The sequence below is a fragment of the Pseudomonas sp. SJZ078 genome, assembly GCF_007828255.1.
Taxonomy (GTDB): domain Bacteria; phylum Pseudomonadota; class Gammaproteobacteria; order Pseudomonadales; family Pseudomonadaceae; genus Aquipseudomonas.
The window spans coordinates 76,883-97,754 of sequence record NZ_VIUG01000014.1; the positions used below are offsets into that span (position 1 = coordinate 76,883).

At 61.7% G+C, this 20,872-nt stretch carries 18 protein-coding genes; 3 read left to right on the forward strand and 15 right to left on the reverse strand.

The genetic code is table 11. From position 1 onward, the window contains the following. Positions 1 to 94: 94 nt before the first annotated feature. On the reverse strand, positions 95 to 1,222 hold the full coding sequence (locus tag FBY02_RS14670) for a branched-chain amino acid ABC transporter substrate-binding protein (RefSeq protein ID WP_144928696.1): 1,128 nt from the start codon (positions 1,220 to 1,222) through the stop codon (positions 95 to 97). A 60-nt stretch (positions 1,223 to 1,282) separates the two neighbouring features. Continuing rightward, positions 1,283 to 1,561 carry a hypothetical protein gene (locus tag FBY02_RS28115; RefSeq protein WP_154673553.1) on the reverse strand — a complete coding sequence of 93 codons (279 nt, stop codon included), beginning with the start codon at positions 1,559 to 1,561 and terminating at the stop codon, positions 1,283 to 1,285. Here FBY02_RS28115 and FBY02_RS14675 point away from each other — a divergent pair. Continuing rightward, positions 1,560 to 1,865, forward strand: a complete 306-nt coding sequence (locus FBY02_RS14675; protein ID WP_144928698.1) for a DUF2288 domain-containing protein — start codon at positions 1,560 to 1,562, stop codon at positions 1,863 to 1,865. The two genes, FBY02_RS28115 and FBY02_RS14675, sit on opposite strands and share 2 nt — an antisense overlap. A gap of 296 nt (positions 1,866 to 2,161) precedes the next feature. Here FBY02_RS14675 and FBY02_RS14680 read toward each other — a convergent pair whose 3' ends face one another. Further along, positions 2,162 to 4,339 carry a hypothetical protein gene (locus FBY02_RS14680; protein ID WP_144928700.1) on the reverse strand — a complete coding sequence of 726 codons (2,178 nt, stop codon included), beginning with the start codon at positions 4,337 to 4,339 and terminating at the stop codon, positions 2,162 to 2,164. Positions 4,340 to 4,620: 281 nt separating this feature from the next. On the opposite strand from FBY02_RS14680, the gene FBY02_RS14685 reads away from it, so the two are divergent. Next, positions 4,621 to 5,970 (forward strand): MFS transporter, encoded by a 1,350-nt coding sequence (locus FBY02_RS14685; RefSeq protein ID WP_144928702.1) that lies wholly within the window; start codon positions 4,621 to 4,623, stop codon positions 5,968 to 5,970. 76 nt (positions 5,971 to 6,046) lie between these two features. Here FBY02_RS14685 and FBY02_RS14690 read toward each other — a convergent pair whose 3' ends face one another. Further along, positions 6,047 to 7,501: an MDR family MFS transporter gene (locus tag FBY02_RS14690; protein ID WP_144928779.1), complete on the reverse strand. Its 1,455-nt coding sequence runs from the start codon at positions 7,499 to 7,501 to the stop codon at positions 6,047 to 6,049. A gap of 132 nt (positions 7,502 to 7,633) precedes the next feature. Further along, complete coding sequence (pobA, locus tag FBY02_RS14695) at positions 7,634 to 8,824, reverse strand: 4-hydroxybenzoate 3-monooxygenase (RefSeq protein WP_144928704.1); 1,191 nt, start codon at positions 8,822 to 8,824, stop codon at positions 7,634 to 7,636. A gap of 173 nt (positions 8,825 to 8,997) precedes the next feature. Here pobA and FBY02_RS14700 point away from each other — a divergent pair, with 173 nt between their 5' ends. Next, complete coding sequence (locus FBY02_RS14700) at positions 8,998 to 9,891, forward strand: helix-turn-helix domain-containing protein (RefSeq protein WP_144928706.1); 894 nt, start codon at positions 8,998 to 9,000, stop codon at positions 9,889 to 9,891. A gap of 7 nt (positions 9,892 to 9,898) precedes the next feature. Here the strand turns inward: FBY02_RS14700 and FBY02_RS28120 are convergent, their stop codons facing one another. From FBY02_RS28120 to FBY02_RS14750, 10 genes are all read right to left on the reverse strand, one after another. Then, entirely contained in the window at positions 9,899 to 10,075 is a 177-nt protein-coding gene (locus FBY02_RS28120; RefSeq protein ID WP_178111942.1) for a hypothetical protein, read from the reverse strand. Positions 10,076 to 10,236: 161 nt separating this feature from the next. Continuing rightward, positions 10,237 to 10,596, reverse strand: a complete 360-nt coding sequence (locus FBY02_RS14705) for a DUF5064 family protein (RefSeq protein WP_144928708.1) — start codon at positions 10,594 to 10,596, stop codon at positions 10,237 to 10,239. 64 nt (positions 10,597 to 10,660) lie between these two features. After that, entirely contained in the window at positions 10,661 to 11,590 is a 930-nt protein-coding gene (gene arcC, locus FBY02_RS14710; RefSeq protein WP_144928710.1) for a carbamate kinase, read from the reverse strand. 147 nt (positions 11,591 to 11,737) lie between these two features. Further along, on the reverse strand, positions 11,738 to 12,748 hold the full coding sequence (locus FBY02_RS14715) for an ornithine carbamoyltransferase (protein ID WP_144928712.1): 1,011 nt from the start codon (positions 12,746 to 12,748) through the stop codon (positions 11,738 to 11,740). A 12-nt stretch (positions 12,749 to 12,760) separates the two neighbouring features. After that, complete coding sequence (gene arcA / locus FBY02_RS14720) at positions 12,761 to 14,017, reverse strand: arginine deiminase (protein ID WP_144928714.1); 1,257 nt, start codon at positions 14,015 to 14,017, stop codon at positions 12,761 to 12,763. A gap of 30 nt (positions 14,018 to 14,047) precedes the next feature. Then, the gene (gene arcD, locus FBY02_RS14725) at positions 14,048 to 15,475 is read right to left on the reverse strand and encodes an arginine-ornithine antiporter (RefSeq protein WP_144928716.1); all 1,428 of its coding nucleotides are present in this window, start codon (positions 15,473 to 15,475) and stop codon (positions 14,048 to 14,050) included. Between the two features lie 87 nt (positions 15,476 to 15,562). Further along, positions 15,563 to 16,909, reverse strand: a complete 1,347-nt coding sequence (locus FBY02_RS14730) for a CoA transferase (protein WP_144928718.1) — start codon at positions 16,907 to 16,909, stop codon at positions 15,563 to 15,565. Between the two features lie 47 nt (positions 16,910 to 16,956). Beyond that, a complete protein-coding gene (locus FBY02_RS14735; RefSeq protein ID WP_144928720.1) occupies positions 16,957 to 17,349 on the reverse strand; it encodes a YbaN family protein in 393 nt (130 codons plus the stop codon). Between the two features lie 133 nt (positions 17,350 to 17,482). Beyond that, the gene (locus FBY02_RS14745; RefSeq protein WP_144928724.1) at positions 17,483 to 18,073 is read right to left on the reverse strand and encodes a biliverdin-producing heme oxygenase; all 591 of its coding nucleotides are present in this window, start codon (positions 18,071 to 18,073) and stop codon (positions 17,483 to 17,485) included. Between the two features lie 153 nt (positions 18,074 to 18,226). After that, on the reverse strand, positions 18,227 to 20,818 hold the full coding sequence (locus FBY02_RS14750) for a TonB-dependent receptor (protein WP_144928726.1): 2,592 nt from the start codon (positions 20,816 to 20,818) through the stop codon (positions 18,227 to 18,229). Positions 20,819 to 20,872: the final 54 nt, after the last annotated feature.

The window sequence follows — 20,872 nt, forward strand, 5'->3', positions numbered from 1 at the left end:
CAAAGCCCACTGCTTGCACAGTGGGCTCGTTGACCGTGAGTGCCCTGTATCACAAAGAAAGAACGTATTTGTGAAACAGGACACTAGGCCGGGCTTACTGAGGGGAAACTTCGGTTTTCGGTTTGCCGAAATGCCACTGGTAGACCACGAATTTGAAGTCCTTCAAGTCGCCTTTCTTGTCGAACGACAGCTCGCCGGTCGGGGTCTTGAAGCTGCCTGCGTGGAGGGCTTCAGCGACCTTGGTGGTGTCGTCGCTCTTGGCGGCCTTGATACCTTCGGCGATCAGCTCGACGGCGGAGTAGGCCGGGAACACGAACGGACCGCTTGGATCCTTGCCGTCGGCCTTGATGGCCGCAACGATTGCCTGGTTCGCAGGATCGGCGTCGAAGGATTTCGGCAGGGTCACCAGCAGGCCTTCGGAAGCGTCCTGGGCAATTTGCGAGATGGAGTCGTTGCCGACGCCTTCAGGCCCCATGAACTTGGCGTTCAGGCCTTTTTCCTTGGATTGACGCAGGATCAGGCCCAGCTCTGGGTGATAGCCGCCGTAGTAGACGAAATCGACGTTGTTCTGCTTGAGCTTCTGGATGATCGAGGAGAAGTCCTTGTCACCGGCGTTCAGGCCTTCGAATACGGCGACTTTCACGCCTTTGCTCTCGAGGGTCTGCTTGACGGCGGTGGCGATGCCTTCACCGTATTGCTGTTTGTCGTGCAGGACCGCAACGACCTTCGGCTTGACGTGGTCGGCGATGTAGTTGCCGGCGGCAGGGCCCTGGGCGCTGTCCAGGCCGATGGTGCGGAAGATCAGCTTGTAGCCACGGGCGGTGATTTCCGGGCTGGTGGCCGCTGGGGTGATCATGATCACGCCTTCGTCTTCGTAGATGTCCGAAGCCGGTTGGGTGGAGCTGGAGCACAGGTGACCGACGACGAACTTGACGCCATCGTTGACCACTTTGTTCGCCACGGCTACGGCCTGTTTAGGGTCGCAGGCATCATCGTATTCCTTGGCTTCGAGCATTTTGCCGTCGACGCCGCCCTTGGCGTTGATGTCCTTGATGGCTTGGTTGGCACCAACGAATTGCATGTCGCCGTACTGGGTCACCGGACCGGTCTTGGGACCAGCGATGCCGATCTTGATGGTGTCGGCGGCGAACGAATGGCTGGCAACCCCGGCCAGAACCATAGCGGCAAACAGTTTGGAAATCTGCTTAGTAGCCTTAGTCATAGTGCTCCACTCATGCTGTTGTAGTTTTTATAGTCCTGGCGCCGTAGCAGCAGAACCGGGTCAGATATCTTCGATATCCCCTCGGAAAATGCCCCCGGCAACTGTACCGGTACAGTGTAGAGCGCCGGTTGTTGGCAAGGGAAGCTGGCGCTTGGGGGCAAAATCAGGGGGTGTCGCTTTATTGAAAGAAAAAGACAGAATAGCGGCGGGTAATGTCCGGTCAAATCGGCAGTCCCTGGCTTTGCTGTGCTTTTCAATCGTACTCCAATTGCTACCGGGTTTTTCTGCCAGACCACCGACGTTATCATTCGCGCCGATTTCTTTTCCGGACAGGCCCATGAATCAAGAACCTAGCACCCTCTATGCCAAACTGCTTGGAGAAACTGCAGCCATTACCTGGAAGGAGTTGGAGCCGTTCTTTGCCAAGGGTGCCCTGTTATGGGTCGAGCCGGCACTGGATTTGATCGCCGCCGCCGAGGCTGTCGCCCAGGACGAAGGCCACAAAGTCGCCGCCTGGCTGGCCGGCGGGCAGCTCGCCAAGCTGTCTGAAACGCGGGCGCTGGATTTTCTCGAGCGTGATCCAGTGTTGTGGGCCGTGGTGGTTTCGCCTTGGATAATGATCCAGGAAAGGGCGTCGAATTGATCGGTGCGCTAAATTGGTGCGCATCCTGGTCGAGTAAAAGTGTGTAGCGCAGTAGCGTGATGGCACCCTGCCGTGGTGAAACGCCACAAAGCAGGGTGACGTATACGTAACGGGAACAGTTTATTGAGCAGCCGTTGGGCTGCTTAATTGTTTCTGGATGTTGTATTGGTGGGGTGTTCAAGGGCCATTCGCGAGCAAGCCCGCTCCCACAAGGGACCGCGTTCTTCCTGGAAGAACACAGTTCAATGTGGGAGCGGGCTTGCTCGCGAAAGGGGCGACGCGGTGTCGTGCCTGACTCAGTAAGTCCGCCCCGTATGGTTATTAAGCGAAATAACCTTGGTCTTGCCTATGCGATGACGGTAGATCTCGCGCAGGTATTTGATGGCTTTCTTCACGCAATCACGGGACAGGCGGATGTCGTTGATCGAGACGAACTTGTCCTTGTCGTTGATCAGCTCGCGGTATTTCTTCTCGTACATCGGCTTGATCGCGTACCAGTTGGTGTCGAGGATCTTCGCCGGGTTCTCGAATTCGTTGAGCAGGTCGTCGATCCGTTCCTCGTCGAAATCTTCGTTGATGATGAAGTCCAGGATCGAGTTATCCAGGGTGTCATCGAAGCGATACGGGTTGCGGGCGAAACAGCGTTTGATGAAGGCCACGATCAGGGTCAGGAAGTCATCCGACAGGCATGGGCTCTTGGCGATCAGGGTGGTCAGCGACAGGTTGGCCGAGGCGCCGATCACCAGCGCATAACGCTTGAGAGTGGTGTTGGGGAACAGGCTGTTGAGGTGGGTCTTGAGCCGGTTCAGGTCCATGTAGGACAGCTTGTAGTCCTTGGGCAGCGACACGATGGACACCACCGACGAGCAGTTCTTGAAGAAGTGCAGGTCGTGCAGGGCGGCGGCATCGTAGCCGGAGTTTTTGTACTGTTCCAGCGAAGCCCGGTAGCGCTTGGATTCGATCGGCAACAGGCTGATGCCTTCGATGGCCTGGGTCACTTTGTTGAAGTGCGGCAGGTCGATGGAGCGGAAGAACAGGTCGTCGATGTTCAGGCGTGGCGGTTCTTTGTCGAACACCTTGAACTTGTCGTTGCTCGGCGCCGGGGTTTCCGGGACGACGGACTCGGCGTAGGCAATCGCCACGGGACCGGCCAGGCTCATGAACAGGTCGTTGGCGTCCAGGCGGATGGTTTCGCCGATGTCGATGCCGGCGCGGCGGAAATAGTTCTGGTCGTAGTCGGTGGTGACCGCCTGGGCCGTCAGGATGTTGAAGATCTGCTGGGAGATGTACTGGTTGGCGTGCTTCTCCATGGCATTGACATCGATGTTCTGGATGTTGCCGTCATCGTTCTCTTCGGCGTAGCGCATGATGTCGTTGGAGATCAGCATCATTGCGTTCCAGGGGCGGATACGGCCCATGACGCTGGCTTCGCTGCTGTCTTCATTGGCGAAGTTGTACGAGAAATCCCATTCTTCCGACAGGTACTTGCACAGCAGCCGGCCGGCGTTGATGTGCAGGGCTTCGGACATTTCGCTGCGGTGATCGGAAATGTTCGGCAGCACGCAGATGCCGCTGGTGAAGATCGGCTCGAAGACGAAAGAGTGGCCGCTCTTGCCGTCGTGCTCGTCCATCGGCTTGGTGTCGAACGTCTTGTTCATGTACGAGTGTTGCTGGGCCAGGCCGAACTCCGAGGCCATCCCCGAACCGGTACCGCCGCCGGCGCTGAAGATCGAGAAGTACAGGCGCGACTGGTTGGCCTTGATGCCGCAACTGTCGATCAGGTACGAGTGGATCATCTTCCAGTCGGGGCTGGAGAAACGCTGGGTGTCCTTGTTCAGGATGATCTTGGCCAGGTACTGGCCCAGGATGGGTGCGTTACCGGCACCGCCAGCATGGACTTCCGACAGGTCCATGATCTTCATCTTGCTGTAGTCGCGCAGGAAGCCGGTCTTTTCGCCCTTGCGCGAGAAGCGGATACGTCCGGCAATGTCCTTGTCGAGGTCGCCGAGCATCACCAGCGGCTCCACCAGAAACACCGGTTTGGTCGACTTGCCGGTGCCCAGGCGCAGGTTGTTGCGGATCCATTGCGCAGGACGGTAGCCCTTGTCGCTGTAGGTCTTGTCTTCGCTGTTGAATTCGTTGAGGTAGAACTTGCGGGCGTTGTAGACCAGTTCCGCCACGTCCAGGGCGATGTTGGAGCCGCAGCGCCCCAGGCCGATCAGGCACACCGACGGGAATTCCTGCTGGTCGCGTTCGCTCTCGTCGTCCACCAGATGGGGTGGACGCGGGAAGACGGTGTCGCGCAGGCCATCGAGGTTATCGAGGATGCGGTCGGTGTTGGTCTCGGTGAAATACAGATACTGCTGCGTCGCCAGCGGACGCGAGCTGTTCGATGACTTTGGGGTCTCAGGACCGTTGGCGGCCGGGCCCAGGGTCAGATCGGATACCGCAGTGGCAGTTTTTTTTGAGGTCATTGTGCGCCGTGGCCTGAACTGGTGGGTTGGACGATCGCTGTCATCGAACCATCGCGGATGAAAGAAGCTTCATGATGGATCGGCCACCGGGGCATGATCTTTAATCGGCAACCGGCAAGATGATGGCATTTGTTACAGTTTGTTGGCCGGCACCAATGAACCGCCGTGCCCCATGGTCGGGTATCAGCGCTGCGAATGATTGGAGACAGCCCCCGCGCCGCTGTCTAGATTGCAGATTCCGGGCTCGGATGCTCGCCCATAACAATAAAAGAGACGGAATCATGCAGAACTCGACCCAAGCGGCGAATGCCTGGCGCATTCTGTTCCTGTTGTTTCTGGCCAACCTGTTCAATTTCTTCGACCGCACCATCCCGGCGATCATCATCGAGCCGATCCGCATGGAGTGGAGCCTCAGCGACTTTCAGATTGGCATCATCGGCACTGCGTTCACCATCGTGTATGCCATTGCCGGCCTGCCGCTGGGGCGCATGGCCGATACCGGATCGCGCAGCAAGTTGATGGGCTGGGGGTTGGCGGCCTGGAGCGGGCTGACGGCCGTCAATGGCCTGGTGGGCAGCTTCTGGGCGTTCCTGCTGGTGCGCATGGGCATCGGCATTGGCGAGGCCAGTTATGCGCCGGCTGCCAACTCGCTGATCGGCGATCTGTTCCCGGCCCATCGTCGGGCGCGGGCCATGGGCATTTTCATGCTCGGCCTGCCGATCGGATTGCTGCTGGCGTTCTTTACCATCGGGGCGATGGTCAAGGCCTTCGACAGCTGGCGCGCGCCGTTCTTCATTGCCGCGGTGCCGGGGCTGGTGCTGGCGGTCTTTATGTTCTTTATCAGGGAACCCAAGCGCGGTGCGGCGGAAACCGTACCGGTGTCCCAGGAAAAAATTGACCGGCCGATCCGCCGGGTGCTGGCGATTCCCACTTTCTTGTGGCTGGTACTGGCGGGGCTGTGTTTCAACTTCGCCACTTATGCCTGCAACTCGTTCCTGGTACCGATGCTGCAGCGTTACTTCCAGATGCCCCTGCATGAAGCCGCCGTGGCCACCGGGATCATGGTGGGCGTGACCGGGTTGTTCGGGCTGACCCTGGGGGGCTGGATCGCCGATAAGATCCATCAGCGCGTGGCCAATGGCCGTTTGCTGTTCGCTGCGTTCAGCCTGGTCATTTCCACGCTGACCACGACCTGGGCCTTGTATGCCGGACGGATTGAAATCGGCGTGTTCGTTGCGGTGTTCAGCGTCGGTTGGCTGTTCGCCTATACGTTCTATACCTGTGTGTATACGGCGATTCAGGATGTCGTGGAGCCGCGTCTGCGGGCGACGGCAATGGCGTTGTTCTTCGCCGGACTGTACCTGCTTGGCGGAGGCCTGGGGCCGGTGGTGGTCGGCGGCCTGTCGGACTACTTCGCCCACGTGGCCATGGCGGCGGCCGGCGCTCCGCAGATGACCGAAGCATTCAAGGCCATCGGTTTGCATGATGCGATGTACCTGATCCCGGTGGCGCTGTTTTTGACCATGGTGTTCCTGTTCCTCGCATCGCGCTGTTTTGCCCGCGATGCCAGGCGGATGAAAGAAGGGATGAGCGCGCAGGTGGAGCCGGGGGTTGTGGTGGCGACGGCTTGAGTCCTTCAGCCTTGCAAAGAAGCTTTTTGTGGCGAGGGGATTTGTATTTCACTCAGGGTTCTGTGTTTCAAGGCAACTACCGAACCTGTTCCTCCCGTCCACGCAACAGTCTATTCGGCATCGCCACCGCCGCCGCCAACCCCAGCAATGACACAGCCGCGCTGATCAGCAGCAGATGCCGGAACGTCGTCTGCAATTCCAGGCGCAGGGCGTCCCGTGCTTCGCCCGGGGCGGCGTTCAAGCCGTCCAGCAAGGCATTGCCGGAGTGGCCTTCGCTGATCAGCGACGAACCGGCGAGCTGGGCGAAACCTGAATCCTGCAGCAAGGCCAGCAGCAACGCCGACATCAGCGCCACGCCCACCGCGCCGCCGAGGGAGCGGAACAGGTTGGTGGTGCTGGTGGCGACGCCGATATCCCGTTGTTGCACCGAGTTCTGCGAACCCACCAGCGAAGTGGGAAACTGCATGCCCGAGGCGATGCCGCCCAGCAGCATGAACAGGCTGCTGAGCCAGAACGCGTCGGGCGCCGTGCAGGCCATGCCGAGGATGGCGAAGGGGAAGAGCAGGGCGCCGCTGAGGATCATCGGTTTGTAGCGACCCGTGATCGAGGTGCGGCGTCCGGCGAAATACGCGCCGATGGGCAAACCCATCGCCAGCGGCAGCAGGTGCAATGCCGCGCTGTCGGCGCCGGCACCGGTCACGCTTTGAAAGCGCAATGGCACCAGTACCGTCAGGGAAATCGCCTGGAAGCTGGTGAAAAATACCGTGCACCAACACAACACTGCGCTGCGGTTGACAAACAGGTGCATCGGCAACAAAGGCTCCCGGGCGCGGCGTTCGTGCCAGACGAACACGCCCAGCGTCACCACCGCGCACCCCAGCAGCCCCAGTACGCCAGGGCTGTGCCAGGCCTGCCCCTGGCCGACCTGGGTAATGCCCAGCAGCAAGGCGCTCAGGCCGATGATCAGCAACACGGTGCCCAGGTAGTCGATGATCGGCGTGCGTTGCGGCACCGACAGCCCGACCAGGGTGCGGCGGGCCACCAGCCAGGCGCCCAGGCCCAGCGGCAGGTTGATCCAGAACACCCAGCGCCACGACAGGTATTCGGTCATGTAGCCGCCCAGCACCGGCCCGGCCACGCTGGCCACCGCGTACATGCTGCTGAAGTAACCCTGATAGCGGCCACGCTCGCGGGGCGGCACGATGTCGCCGATGATCGCCTGGCTCACGGAGATCATCCCGCCGGCACCGATGCCCTGAAGGATCCGCGCCAGCACCAGCTGTTCCATGCTTTGCGCCAGGCCGCAGAACAGCGAAGCCAGGGTGAACAGCCCCATGCCGAACAGCATCAGCGGCCGGCGACCATAGAGATCGCCCAGCTTGCCGTAGATCGGTACCGCCACGGTCGTGGCGACCATGTAGCCGGAAATCACCCAGGCCAACAGGCTGACGTCCTTGAACTGGGCGGAGATGGCCGGCATCGAGACGGCGACAATGGTCTGGTCCAGCGCACCGAGAAAAATCGCCAGCATCAGGGCCACCAGTACGCTGCGGATGGCGGGCGGCTGGACATTGAGCGAATTGAGCTGAGTCACGGTAGAACCTGCGGGATCACGCCAAAGAGGCGAGTGGAGACGGAGCCCGCAGTGTAAATCGGTAGTCGGCTATTCGATAGCCTCGTAAGGAAGTCCGACGTAATTTTCCGCAATGGTTTTCCGCCCGGCTTCGGAGTCGACGAAATATTCCAGCTCGGCTTCGCTGATGCGCTGGTTGAAGGCGTCGTCGTCGAAGCGGTGCAGCATCGATGTCATCCACCAGGAGAAGCGCTCGGCCTTCCAGACACGTCGCAGGCAGATGGCCGAATACTTTTCCAGCAGATCCACCCGGCCTTCGCGGTAGACCTTGAGCAGGATGTCGAACAGCGTGCTGACGTCGCTGGCCGCCAGGTTCAGGCCCTTGGCGCCGGTGGGCGGGACGATGTGGGCGGCATCGCCCACCAGGAACATGCGCCCGTACTGCATCGGTTCGACCACGAAGCTGCGCAGCGGCGCGATGCTCTTCTCGATGGACGGACCGGTCACCAGGGCGTCGGCCAGGTCGGCGGGCAGGCGGGTCTTGAGTTCGGTCCAGAAGCGCTCGTCCGGCCAGTCGGCGATCTGTTCTTCGGCGGGTACTTGCAGGTAGTAACGGGTACGGGTCTTGGAGCGCATGCTGCACAAGGCAAATCCGCGCTCGTGGCGGGCGTAGACCAGTTCCTCGTTGACCGGTGGGGTGTCGGCCAGGATGCCAAGCCAGCCGAAGGGGTAGACCCGTTCGAAGACCTTCAGTTTTTCCGCCGGAATGGATTGCCGTGCCACGCCATGGAAACCGTCGCACCCGGCAATGTAGTCGCAATCCAGGCGCCAGGTTTCACCCTGGTGCTCGAACGTCACGAAAGGCCGGTCGGTCTGCATGTCGTGGGGTTGGGCCTTGTCGACCTGGTAAAGCGTGCGGGCACCGGCCTTTTCGCGGGCCGCCATCAGGTCGCGGGTCACTTCGGTCTGACCGTAGACCATCACGTTCTTACCGCCGGTCAACCCTTTGAGATCAATGTGCACCCGACGGCCATTGAGGACCAGTTCGAAACCGTCATGCTCCAGCCCTTCGGCGTCCATGCGTTGGCCGACGCCAGCCCGGCGCAGCAGTTCGGCCATGCCCTGCTCCAACACACCGGCGCGGATGCGGCTAAGGACATAATCCGGGGTTTGGCGTTCGAGGATCAGGGTGTCAATTCCGGCATTGTGCAATAACTGGCCAAGCAGCAGTCCAGAGGGGCCGGCGCCGATAATGGCGACTTGGGTTTTGAGAGTTTTCATTGTTGTTATGACTCGCACGAAGCACGCGACCAGGGCCGGTGTGGAGGGTTATGAACCGAGTCCTTGCATTTTTTCCTTGCGGGCCTGTCAATTGAAGGGGAAAACTGAGCCGATACCTGTACTTTCTGCCAATCGGTGCGATTATCGCCCGCTACCCGAGGCCGATCCTCGTTATGAAAAAAACTGAGCTGCCTTCGATCCCGGTGTTCAAGCTCTACGGCGAAAGCCAGGACTGGCCGACGCCGGATTTGCTGCACTGTGAAACCATCTCCAAGCGCAGCCGCGAGCATCAATGGGAAATCAAACCCCATCGGCATGCCGATCTCTGCCAGTTACTGTTCGTCTTCAAGGGGCGGGCGGAGCTGGAGATCGAAGGCCAGCGCACCCAGCTTGACGAGCCGGCGGTGCAGATTCTGCCGCCGCTGTCGGTCCATGGCTTTCGCTTTTCCGAAGATGTGGAAGGTTACGTGGTGACCCTGGCGGCGCCGCTGGTAACGCACCTGCAGGGGCAGTTGGGCCATTCGGTGAACATCCTGGCCCAGGCCGAGAGTTACCCGGCGGGTGAAAACGCCGACTACCTCAACAGTCTGTTCAGCGCCTTGCAGAGCGAGTACATGGGGCATCAACCGGCCCGGGAAATGCTCATGCACGCACTGGTCAACGTGATCATGGTCTGGGTCAGCCGCCAGGTCATGCAGCGGCGCACCCAGAGCCAGCGCCCGCAGCGGGCCCGGGAATACCTCAACGGGTTCATTCAATTGGTGGAAGAAACCTACCGCGAGCACGTCAAGGTCGAAGACCTGGCCCATCGCCTGGGCATTTCCGTGTCGCACCTCAACGGCACCTGCCGCGAGCTGGCGGGGCAGCCGGCACTGCAGATCATGCATGAGCGTCAGTTGCTCGAGGCCAAGCGAATGCTGACCTACACCGGCATGACCATCTACGAAATTTCCGAGGTGCTCGGGTTCTCCGATCCGACCAACTTCACCCGCCTGTTCCGCCGTCGCGTCGGTATCTCGCCCAAGGCCTTCCGGGACCGGCTCAAGACCGATCAGCCGGACGACTGAACACGCCTCAGCGCAAGGCGTTCAGGGTCGCGTTGTGCGGGATGCAGCGTTCGAAGTTGCAACTGGCGTATTCACGGGGCAGTTGCCTGGCCTGCTCGACCCGGTAGGCCGCCGTACCGTATAGCGCAAGCGTGGCGGTGCAGGTCACGAAAATGGCGAGGCGTCTTTTTGTTCTGATGTTCATGGCGATGACCTCTGAACGAATACCCTGGGGTACTGCTTTGAGCATAGGTCAGCCGGGGGGAGTTGCCAGTGGAGTGGAAGGTGCAATTACCCTGGCATTCAGGACACGGATACCCCTGTGGGAGCGAGCAGGCTCGCTCCCACAGGAGAAACAGGGGCGGTTTACGCCAAATGCTCGGGCTTCACCGGATCGCCCGGTTTTACATCCAGTTGCTTGCGCACATCCTCGAACATGTCGTCGTAATACGTGTGCATCGAGCCGATGCTGGCGCTCTTCGGCATGCCGTATTTTTGCGCGATGTTTGTGGCGTGCCGGGCAAAGTCGAAGGCCAGGTCCTTGGGCAGGAAAAAGCTCTCGTCGACGTTTTTGTTCTCGACCGTGCCATGCAACCGGAACGACATGCCGGTGCCTTCCGTGGGATCCTGGACCACTTCGTAATCGATGCAGAGGTTGTAGCTGAAATCATCCTTGTTCAGCGCATGGCGCTCTATGTGCAGGTGACCGGGTTGGAACATGGCCATGAGCGGCTCTCCTGGAAAGGCATGGAAGTAGAACAGACCCCGGATCTGTCCTGGGAGTTTCCGGTTATCGATAAGCGATGCCTGTCGTCGCCGTGCTGATGCGGGTGCCGGCGGTGCCGTGGACGATAGCATCGATGTCCGAGAGGGATCCGATCACCGCGACCTTGCCGGTATTGCGCGCAAATTCGCAGGCGGCTTGCACCTTGGGCCCCATGGAACCGGCAGCGAAGTCGAGTTTTTCCAGTTCGTCGGGGTGGGCCCGGGCGATGGCCTTGCTGGTTGGCTTGCCGAAGTCAATGTAAACCGCGTCGACATCGGTGGCGATCACCAGCAGATCGCTCCCCAATTGTTCGGCCAACAGCGCCGAGCACAGGTCCTTGTCGATGACCGCTTCAACGCCTTGCAGCTTGCCGTCGGTACCGTACATCGTCGGGATACCGCCACCGCCGGCGCAGATCACGATGCTGCCCTTTTCCAGCAGCCACTTGATCGGCCGGATTTCAAAGATGCGCTTGGGCTTCGGACTGGCGACCACCCGCCGAAACATGTCGCCGTCCGGGGCGATGGTCCAGCCTTTTTCGGCGGCCAGTTTCTGCGCCTCCTGCTGGTTGTAGACCGGGCCGATGGGTTTGGTGGGGTGTTGAAAGGCCGGGTCGTTGGCATCCACTTCCACTTGGGTCAGCAGCGTGGCGAAGGGCACGTCGGCGTCCAGCAGGTTGCCCAGTTCCTGCTCGATGATGTAGCCGATCATGCCTTCGGTCTCGGCGCCCAGCACGTCCAGCGGATACGGGGTTACCGACGTATAGGCCGCCGCTTGCAACGACAGCAGGCCGACTTGCGGGCCGTTGCCGTGGGCGATCACCAGTTGGTGGCCGGCATGGATCCTGGCGATCTGTTCGGTCGCGGTGCGGATGTTGCTGCGTTGGTTGTCGGCGGTCATGGGTTCACCCCGACGCAGGAGGGCGTTACCGCCCAGGGCAACGACGATGCGCATGGTGTTGTCCTTTAAAAAATGTAACTGACAACGCATGCCCCTTGTGGGAGCGGGCTTGCTCGCGAAAGCGGTGTGTCAGTGATTGATGTACTGGCTGACAGACCGCTTTCGCGAGCAAGCCCGCTCCCACAGGGGCATGCGGTGGGTTTAGAGATCCGCCAATGTCGACACCAGGATCGCCTTGATGGTGTGCATGCGGTTTTCCGCCTGCTCGAAGGCGATGCACGCCGGTGACTCGAATACGTCGTCCGTGACTTCGATGCCGTTGGCCAGGTACGGATACTGTTCGGCAATCTGTTTGCCGATCTTGGTGTCGCTGTTATGAAACGCCGGCAGGCAGTGCATGAATTTCGTGCGCGGGTTGCCGGTGGCCTTCATCAGGTCGGCATTGACCTGGTAAGGCAACAGTTGCTCGATCCGCTCGGCCCACGCTTCGACCGGCTCGCCCATGGAAACCCAGACGTCGGTGTGAATGAAGTCCACGCCCTTGACCGCCGCTTCCGGATCTTCGGTAAGGGTGATACGCGCGCCGCTTTCTTCGGCGTATTGATGGCAGCGCTGCACCAGATCGTCGTGGGGCCACAGGGCCTTGGGCGCACAAATGCGCACGTCCATCCCCAGTTTTGCGCCGATCAGCAGCAACGAGTTGCCCATATTGTTCCGCGCATCGCCCAGGTACGCGTAGCTGATCTCATGGATCGGTTTGTCGGCGTGCTCGCGCATGGTCAGCACGTCGGCAATCATTTGCGTCGGATGGTATTCATCGGTCAGGCCGTTGAACACCGGTACGCCAGCGAACTTCGCCAACTCTTCGACGATTTCCTGCTTGAAACCCCGGTATTCGATGGCGTCGTACATGCGCCCGAGTACGCGGGCGGTGTCCTTCATGCTTTCCTTGTGGCCGATCTGTGACGAGTTGGGGTCGATGTAGGTGACATTGGCACCCTGGTCATAGGCCGCCACTTCGAACGCGCAACGGGTGCGTGTCGAGGTTTTCTCGAAGATCAGCGCGATGTTGTTGCCCTTGAGGTGCTGCTGTTCGGTGCCGGTGTACTTGGCCCGCTTGAGGTCGCGGGACAGGTCCAGCAAGTAGCGCAGTTCCCGGGGTGTGTGGTGTTCGAGGCTGAGCAGGTTCCGGTTGTGGATGTTGAACGCCATGGTGCATCTCCTTCAGTAGTCGATCGGGTCGCGAATGATCGGGCAGGTCATGCAATGGCCGCCGCCACGGCCCCGGCCCAGTTCGCTGGCGCTGATGGTGATGACTTCCACCCCGGCCTTGCGCAGCAGCGTGTTGGTGTAGGTGTTGCGGTCGTAGCCGATCACCACGCCCGGTTCCAGCGCCACCACGTTGTTACCGTCGTCCCATTGTTCGCGCTCGGCGGCGAAGCTGTTGCCGCCGGTTTCCACCACGCGCAGCGCGGGGAGCCTGAGGGCGGCGGCAACGGTGTCGATGAAGCTGCCTTCTTCGCGACGCACGTCGATACCGCCGGGTTTGCTCTCGTCGGGGCGCAGGGAGAAGGCAACGATCTGGCTCACTACTTCCGGGAATACGGTCACCAGGTCGCGGTCGCAGAAACTGAACACGGTGTCCAGGTGCATGGCCGCCCGGGACTTCGGCAGGCCGGCGACGATGACCCGCTCCACGGCCTGGTGCTTGAACAGGTTCAGCGCCAGTTGGCCGATGGCCTGGCGGGATGAGCGCTCGCCCATGCCGATCAGCACGACACCGTTGCCGATGGGCATCACGTCACCGCCTTCGAGGGTGGCGCTGCCATGGTCCAGGTCCGGGTTGCCGTACCAGATCTGGAAGTCGGCGTGGGTGAACCCGGGGTGGAATTTGTAGATGGCGGTGGTCAGCAGGGTTTCCTGGCGGCGCGCCGGCCAGTACATCGGGTTCAGGGTGACGCCGCCGTAGATCCAGCAGGTGGTGTCGCGGGTGAACTGGGTGTTGGGCAGCGGCGGCAGGATGAAACTGGAGTGCCCGAGGAAGTCGCGAAACATCTGGATGGTCTTGCCGCCGAAGCTGTCGGGCAGGTCATCGGCAGAGACGCCACCGATCAGGTATTCGGCGATCCGGCGCGGTTCCAGGCTGCGCAGCCACGAATCGACCTCATTCACCAGGCCCAGGCCCACCGAGTTGGGGGTGACCTTGCGTTGCAGGATCCAGTCCAGGGCTTCGGGGATGGCGACGATGTCGGTCAGCAGGTTGTGCATTTCCAGCACGTCGATGCCCCGCTCGCGCATCTTGGTGACGAAGTCGAAATGGTCGCGCTTGGCCTGGTTGACCCACAGCACGTCATCGAACAACAGTTCATCGCAGTTGTTCGGGGTCAGTCGCTGATGGGCCAGGCCTGGGGAACACACCATGACTTTACGCAATCTACCGGCTTCGGAATGAACGCCGTACTGCATTTTTTCCGTGGTCATTACACTTCCTCCCGTTAAAACATTCAGCGATCACAAGGTCAGGAAGCCGCTGTAGAGCCCGTATGCGGCCACCACGGCGCCTGCGACCACGGCGGTGAAAATCAGCTTCTCGACAGCGGTGAAAACCGGTTGGCTCACTTCGCGCCTGGCCTTGGCGAACAGCACCGCGCCGGGGGCATAGAGCAGCGCGGAGAGCAGCAGGTACTTGATCCCGCCGGCATACAACAACCACACCGCGTAGAGCAGGGCGATGGCGCTGATGGCCAGGTCCTTGCGGCGTTCGGCCAGGGCGTTCCGGTAGGTTTCGCCGCGCACCGCCAGCAGCAGCGCATAGGCCGCCGACCACAGGTAGGGCACAAGAATCATCGAGGTGGCGAGGTAGATCAGCGACAGGTAGGTACTGGCCGAGAACAGGGTGACGATCAGGAACAGCTGGACCATGGCGTTGGTCAGCCACAGGGCGTTGGCCGGTACATGGTTGGAATTTTCGCGACGCAGGAACGCCGGCATGGTGTGGTCCCTGGCGGCGGCGAACAGGATCTCGGCGCACAGCAGCACCCACGACAACAGGGCGCCGAGCAGCGAAACGATCAGGCCGACGCTGATCAGCACCGCGCCCCAATGGCCCGCTACGTGCTCCAGCACCGCCGCCATGGACGGGTTCTGCAGCTTCGCCAGCTCCGGCTGGGTCATGATGCCCAGGGACAGCACGTTCACCAGCACCAGGAACAGCAGCACGGTAATGAAACCGATCACGGTGGCCTTGCCCACGTCCGAGCGTCGCTCGGCGCGGGCGGAAAAAATGCTCGCACCCTCGATGCCGATGAACACCCAGACGGTCACCAGCATCATGTTGCGCACCTGGTTCATCACGTTGCCCAACTGCGGGTTTTTCACGCCCCAGATATCGGTGGTGAAAATGTCGAGCCGGAAGGCGAACACCGTGATCAACACGAACAACGCCAGCGGCACGATCTTGGCAATGGTGGTGACGAGGTTGATGAAGGCGGCTTCCTTGATGCCGCGCAGCACCAGGAAATGCACGGCCCACAGCAGCAGCGACGCGCCGATCACCGCTGCGACCGTGTTGCCTTCACCGAAAACCGGGAAAAAGTAACCCAGGGTGCTGAACAGCAAGACGAAGTAGCCGACGTTGCCCAGCCAGGCGCTGATCCAATAACCCCAGGCCGAGGAGAAACCCATGTAGCCGCCGAAGCCGGCCTTGGCGTAGGCGTACACGCCGCCGTCCAGATCGGGTTTGCGGTTGGCCAGGGTCTGGAACACGAATGCGAGGCTCAGCATGCCCACCGCGGTAATCGCCCAGCCAATCAGGACGGCACCGACGTCGGCACTGGCGGCCATGTTCTGCGGCAAGGAAAAGATTCCCCCGCCGATCATTGAACCCACTACCAGCGCGACCAGCGCACCCAAGCGAAGTTTTCCGGGGGTATCAGACATTGCATGACTCCGAGGCAGCCGAGGAGAGTCACAGCGTATGTCGACTTATCGCTTCAGTAGCTGATCCAGGTCAGAAGACGGAGTCGATCACCATTGCGCCCGATGGGCGCCGAGTGTGGTTGCTGCGCGTGTCCATTGCCAGGGCGTGCCGGTGATTTTCAGCGGTACTTGCAACCGGCGAGCCGGCCCCCACGGTGTCTGCTCGATCAGCACACCCAGATCCTGCTCGTCCTCGGGGCGTAGCGCGGCCTGGATACCCGCGCCACCCTCGATCAGCAGTCGGGCGGTACGCGCCAGGGACAGGCGTGCCGAGCCGCCTTGCCCGTTTGCCAGGCGTCGGGCCAGCAACACCACGGCACTGGCCGCCATCAGGTAGCCGGTGCCGTGGTCCAGCGCCTGAACGGGCAGCGGTGTCGGTTTATCGGCCTGTTTCCAGGCCATGCCGGTATCAGCGATGCCGCAGCTCATCTGCACCAGGCTGTCGAAGCCGCGCCGGTGCTGCCACGGGCCGCTCCAACCGTAGGCGTTGAGGCTGACATCGATCAGGCCAGGGGCGATCCTGTGGCGTTGCTCGGCGCCATAGCCCAGGCGCTCCAAGGCGTCGGCACGGTAGCCGTGCAGCAGGATGTCGGCGTCCTTGAGCAGTGCTTCGAACGCGACGCGGTCGTCGGGCTGATGCAAGTCGAGGCGGGCGCAGCGTTTGCCGAGGGTGACTTCCGGAATCACGCCGGGTTCGTTCCAGGTCGGTGGATCGATCCGCAAGACGTCGGCCCCCAGGCCTGCGAGGAAGCGGCTGGCGACGGGACCCGCCAGTACGCGGGTCAGGTCCAGGACCTTGAGGCCGACCAGTGGTTGGGCCACGGAGCCGAGCCAGGGTTTGTGGTGTGCCTCGACGGCTTCAGCGAAGTGCACCAGCGGCTCGGCATTCACTGCCTTGCCTTGGGGATGTACTTGCCAGGCCTGCCACGAGCGCATCTCGGCGGCGCAGCCAGCGGCGTCGACGACGGCTTGTTCCAGTTCGGTCTTGTTCCAACGGATCACTTTGCTCGCCATGTCGGCGCGATCGACGCAGGCACCGAGGACCTTTTCCGCCGCCCGTCGATGATGCGGCGCATTGGTGTGCAGGCGAATCCAGCCGTCGGCGGTGGCGTAGTCACCGGCCACCGGGTCCCACATCGGCGGCACGCTCCAGCCAATGGGGCGCAGCGACGTGGCGAACCAGAACGAGGCCAGGCGCCGATCGACCTCGAGGGACGGCAAGCGGCCGGTCTGTTGGCCAATGAGCTCGGCTATCGCCTGGCCGGCCACGGCGATACTGGCGCTGGCCAGCTCCGTAACGGCGAACGCCGAAGGCAGGGCGCCGTCACTCGCGAAGCGGATCGGGGCCGTGGGCAGGCCGAGTGCGGTTTGCATGGACGCGAGTAGCTCTGTCATCGGAAGCCCTCCGGGTGTGAGAGAGGCCGAGCATAGATCAAAACGGTTCATTCGGACGCCTGCGCTGTTGCGGACGGACGGGACCAGATCCACAGATTGCCCGCGCCCATGCCCGTCAGCGCCAGGTAGACCGGCCAGCCATGCTCGAGCATTGCCAGCATCAGTGCCGCGCAGAACAGCATGCCGAGGGTGGCGCCCACCTTGGCCCGACGCGGAATGACCTTGCCGTTGCGCCAGTTGTACAGCATCGGCCCGAAAAGCCGATGGCTCTCCAGCCAGGCACTCAGGCGCGGAGAGCTGCGAGTCGCGGCCCAGGCGGCCAGCAGGATGAACTCGGTCGTCGGCAGGCCGGGCACGACGATGGCGACCAGGCCGATGGTCAGGCTGGTGTAGGCGAGCAGGCCGAAGAGCAGGCGGGTGAGTTTTGAGGGCGGATTCATAAGTTTCTTTCAGGCATACACTTTTCCTTGTGGGAGCGGGCTTGCTCGCGAAGGCGGTTTTTCAGCCGGCATCATCGTTGGCTGATGGGCCGCCTTCGCGAGCAAGCCCGCTCCCACAGATGGATAGCGTGAGTCAGGCACATTCAGTGGTGTAAGCGTATTCCAGCAACACCGTAAACCGGTTGAAGGCATCCAGCGCGCCTTTGTCCGCCTCGGCTTCCTGTTGTTCGGTGAGGCTCAGTTCGTCAAGGATGCGGGTGAAGGTCTTCCAACCCTCGGCACGGCCGCCCGCTGGTTCGGCCAAGTGGCGGGCACCGAAGGTTGCGCTCAGCCCCAGGTTTACTGCGCGTTTGATCAGGAATGCCGCGCCCAACTTCGAACCTTCCGAAACGAACAACCAACCCAGGGCTTCGGCCATGGTTGGGTTGTCCAACGCGCCGGCCACCGGCGCCGGGACATCGGTGTCCAGGTCCGCCAGGTCGGCCTTGGCCGCGTCGGCCCGGCAGCGGGCCGGCAGGTCGGGGATCAGGGCGGACAGCTGCGCGTCGTTGTACAGCGCTACCAGTTCCGACTGGAACAGGTACTGGGCAACGACGAAACGGGCAAAGCTGGCCGGGGTTTCGAACGGGGCGTGGGCCTTGACCAGGGCGTCGAGTTTGCCGTGGGGCTCGTGGGTGATCTGGTTGAGGCGTTGGGAGCGAAAAGTTTGTTGTGGGGTACTCATGGGAGCTCCTTGAATTGAAATGTGGCGAGGGGATTTATCCTCGTTGGGTTGCGCAGCGACCCTTCCATTTTTGGGGCCGCTACGCGCCCCAGCGGGGATGAATCCCCTCGCCACAGGGCTTTGTGTTGCCTGCAGAGGGGGACTTTGGGTCAGTCAGATATCCCAGATCAGGTTGACCGCGAAGTTGCGCCCCGGCGCTGTCAGGCGATCGAGGTTGGCGGGGCTCAGCACGGCCGCTTCGCCGACGCTGTCGTAGCCGCGCACGTCGTCCCACAGCCAGTACTTCTTGTCGGTGAGGTTGTAGAGACCACCGCTGACGGTGACGTCCCGGGTCACCTTGTAGAAGCCGGTCAGGTCGAATATCCCGAACCCTGGCGTCTTGAACTGGCTGCTGACGCCATCCGGCGAATTGAAGTTGCTGTCGTCGACGCGGTTTTTCTTCCTGACCAGGGTCCAGGTGAGCAAGCTGCCGTAGTCGTCCTGCTCGTAACCCAGGCCGAACACGCCGGTCAGCGGGTTGACGCTGTTGATCGGCTGGCCGGTGTCGTCGTTGCGACCGTAGGCGTAGGCCACCGAACCCTGGGTATAGAGACCCTGGGGCGCACCCAATACGTCCAGGTCCAGGCGGCCCTTGACCTCGGCGCCCTTGATGGTGGCGTGCTTGATGTTGTTGCTCTGGAAGGTCAACTGATCGGCGCCGGGGGTGATGGCGTCTTCGTTGATGAAATCGCGGTACTTGTTGTAGAACACCGCCACGTCGAACGAACCGGAGTCAAAACGGCCACGCAAGCCGGTCTCGTAGCTTTGGCTTTTTTCCGGTTCCAGGTCGGGGTTGGGTTCTACGCTGTAGCCGATGCTGGGGTTATCGAAACGGCCGTACAGGGCCTTGGCGGTCGGGGTGCGGAAACCTTCAGCGTACTGGCCGTAACCGGTGTACTGGTCGGTAAAGGCATAGGTCAGGCCGAACTTGGGTGAGACGCGATGCCAGGTCTTGTTGCTGTCGCTCACCTGGCCACCGCGGGTCGGGTCGACGGTATCGAGGAACGCCTGGGTGAGGTGCGGCTTGAGCTGGGTGTAGTCGTAGCGCAGGCCTGGGGTGAAGGTCCACTTGTCCCAACTGATCTGGTCCTGAGCGAACAGGCTGTAGGTGTTGATGGTCGGATCCGGGAAGTCGCTGGCTTTTGCCAGTACGTCCCGGGTGCTGATGGCGCCGACGGCGGAACAACCGACGCCGACCGCCAGGCACACGCCATTGCCGCTGCGTGAGCCGGTGACTTTCTGTTGCTTGATCGTGGTGCCATAGGTCAGTGCGTGATCGGTGTCGGCGAGGCTGAAGACCTTGTCCAGCTGTGCGTCGAACACCCATTGCTTGTCTTCGTAGAGGGTTTCCCGGGTGCGCAGGACCCGGCGGGTGATCGGAAAGTAGAACTCGGCGGTGCTCTCGTCGGTCTTGGCGATCTGGTGATTCAGGCTCCACTTGATGTTGTCGGCCAGCAGGCTGTCGAGGGCGAAGCTGTGCTCCAGGCCGAAACGCTCGCGGGTGACGGTGTCGTTACCGGTGCGCCACTGGTACATGCCGCCCGGCAGCATGCTCGGGGGGATGGCCGGCTGACCATTGGAGAAGGGGCCGCCGTAGGCGCTTTTCAGATCGGTGTCGCGATCGTCCTTGTACTTCTCGTAGACCAGGCCCAGGCGCGCATCGTCGCTGTAGTTCCAGCCGAGTTTGGCCAGTACGTTGCTGGCGCGCACGTCCTCCGGGTTGGCTGCGGTGCGGTCCAGGCCGGTGCCGTTATGGTTGCCGTAGGATTCGGTTTCATGGCCGTCGCGCTGGCTGTAGTGCAGCAGGCCATCGAATGTCCCGTTGCGGCCGGCGACGGTGGCGGATTTGAGCCAGCTTTCGTCGGCGGAGCTGTAGCCGGTCTTCAGGCGGGCACCGACGTCCTGGCCGGGCTTGATGATGTCATCCGCATCCAGAGTGAAATAGCTGACGGCGCCGCCGATGGCGTTGCTGCCATAGAGCACCGACGCCGGACCGCGGAGGATTTCCACGCGCTTGATGATTTCCGGGTCGACGTAGTTGCGCTGGGTCTTGGCGTAGGGGCCGTTGAAGAAGCCGTCGGGAATCGCCACGCCGTCGACCTGGGTCAGGATCCGGTTGCCGTCGATGCCTCGGATGTTATAGCCGCTGATACCGCCGCGCTGGCCTGCGCCGCCCACCGACACGCCGGGCTCGTAACGCACCAGGTCCTTGAGGGTGTTGACGTTGTTGCGGTCCAGTGCCTGGCGGTCATGGACGCTGACGGTGCTGGGCACACCGCTGATGTCCTGCTCCTGGCGGGTGGCACTGATGGTCATCTGTTGCAGGTTCACCACATTGCCGGCGCTGCGCTTCTCCAGGACGATGCTGTTGTTGCCGAGTTTGCGGTAGCTCAGGTTGGTTCCCGCCAGCAGGCGTTCCAGGGCTTTTTCCGGTGGCAGCGAACCGTTGACGCCTGGCGACGCGATACCTTCGGCCAGCTCGGCCGTCAGCCCCACTTGCCAGCCCGTGACGGCGGTGAACGCGTTCAGGGCCGAGACCAATGGTTGCTGGGGGATGGCGAAGGTGTAGTCGCCGATATTGCGCGCCGGCGGCTGTGTCGCGGCAGCCAGGGCGGCGGGCGCGACGCCGGCCATCAGGATGGCGGCGGTCAGCAACGACAATGTGCGGGAAGGGGCAAGGAACCTGCAGGTAAGGCGAGAGGACATCGATAGCGCTCCGTGTCGCATCTGTTATAGGTGCAGATTGGCATCGATAGATGC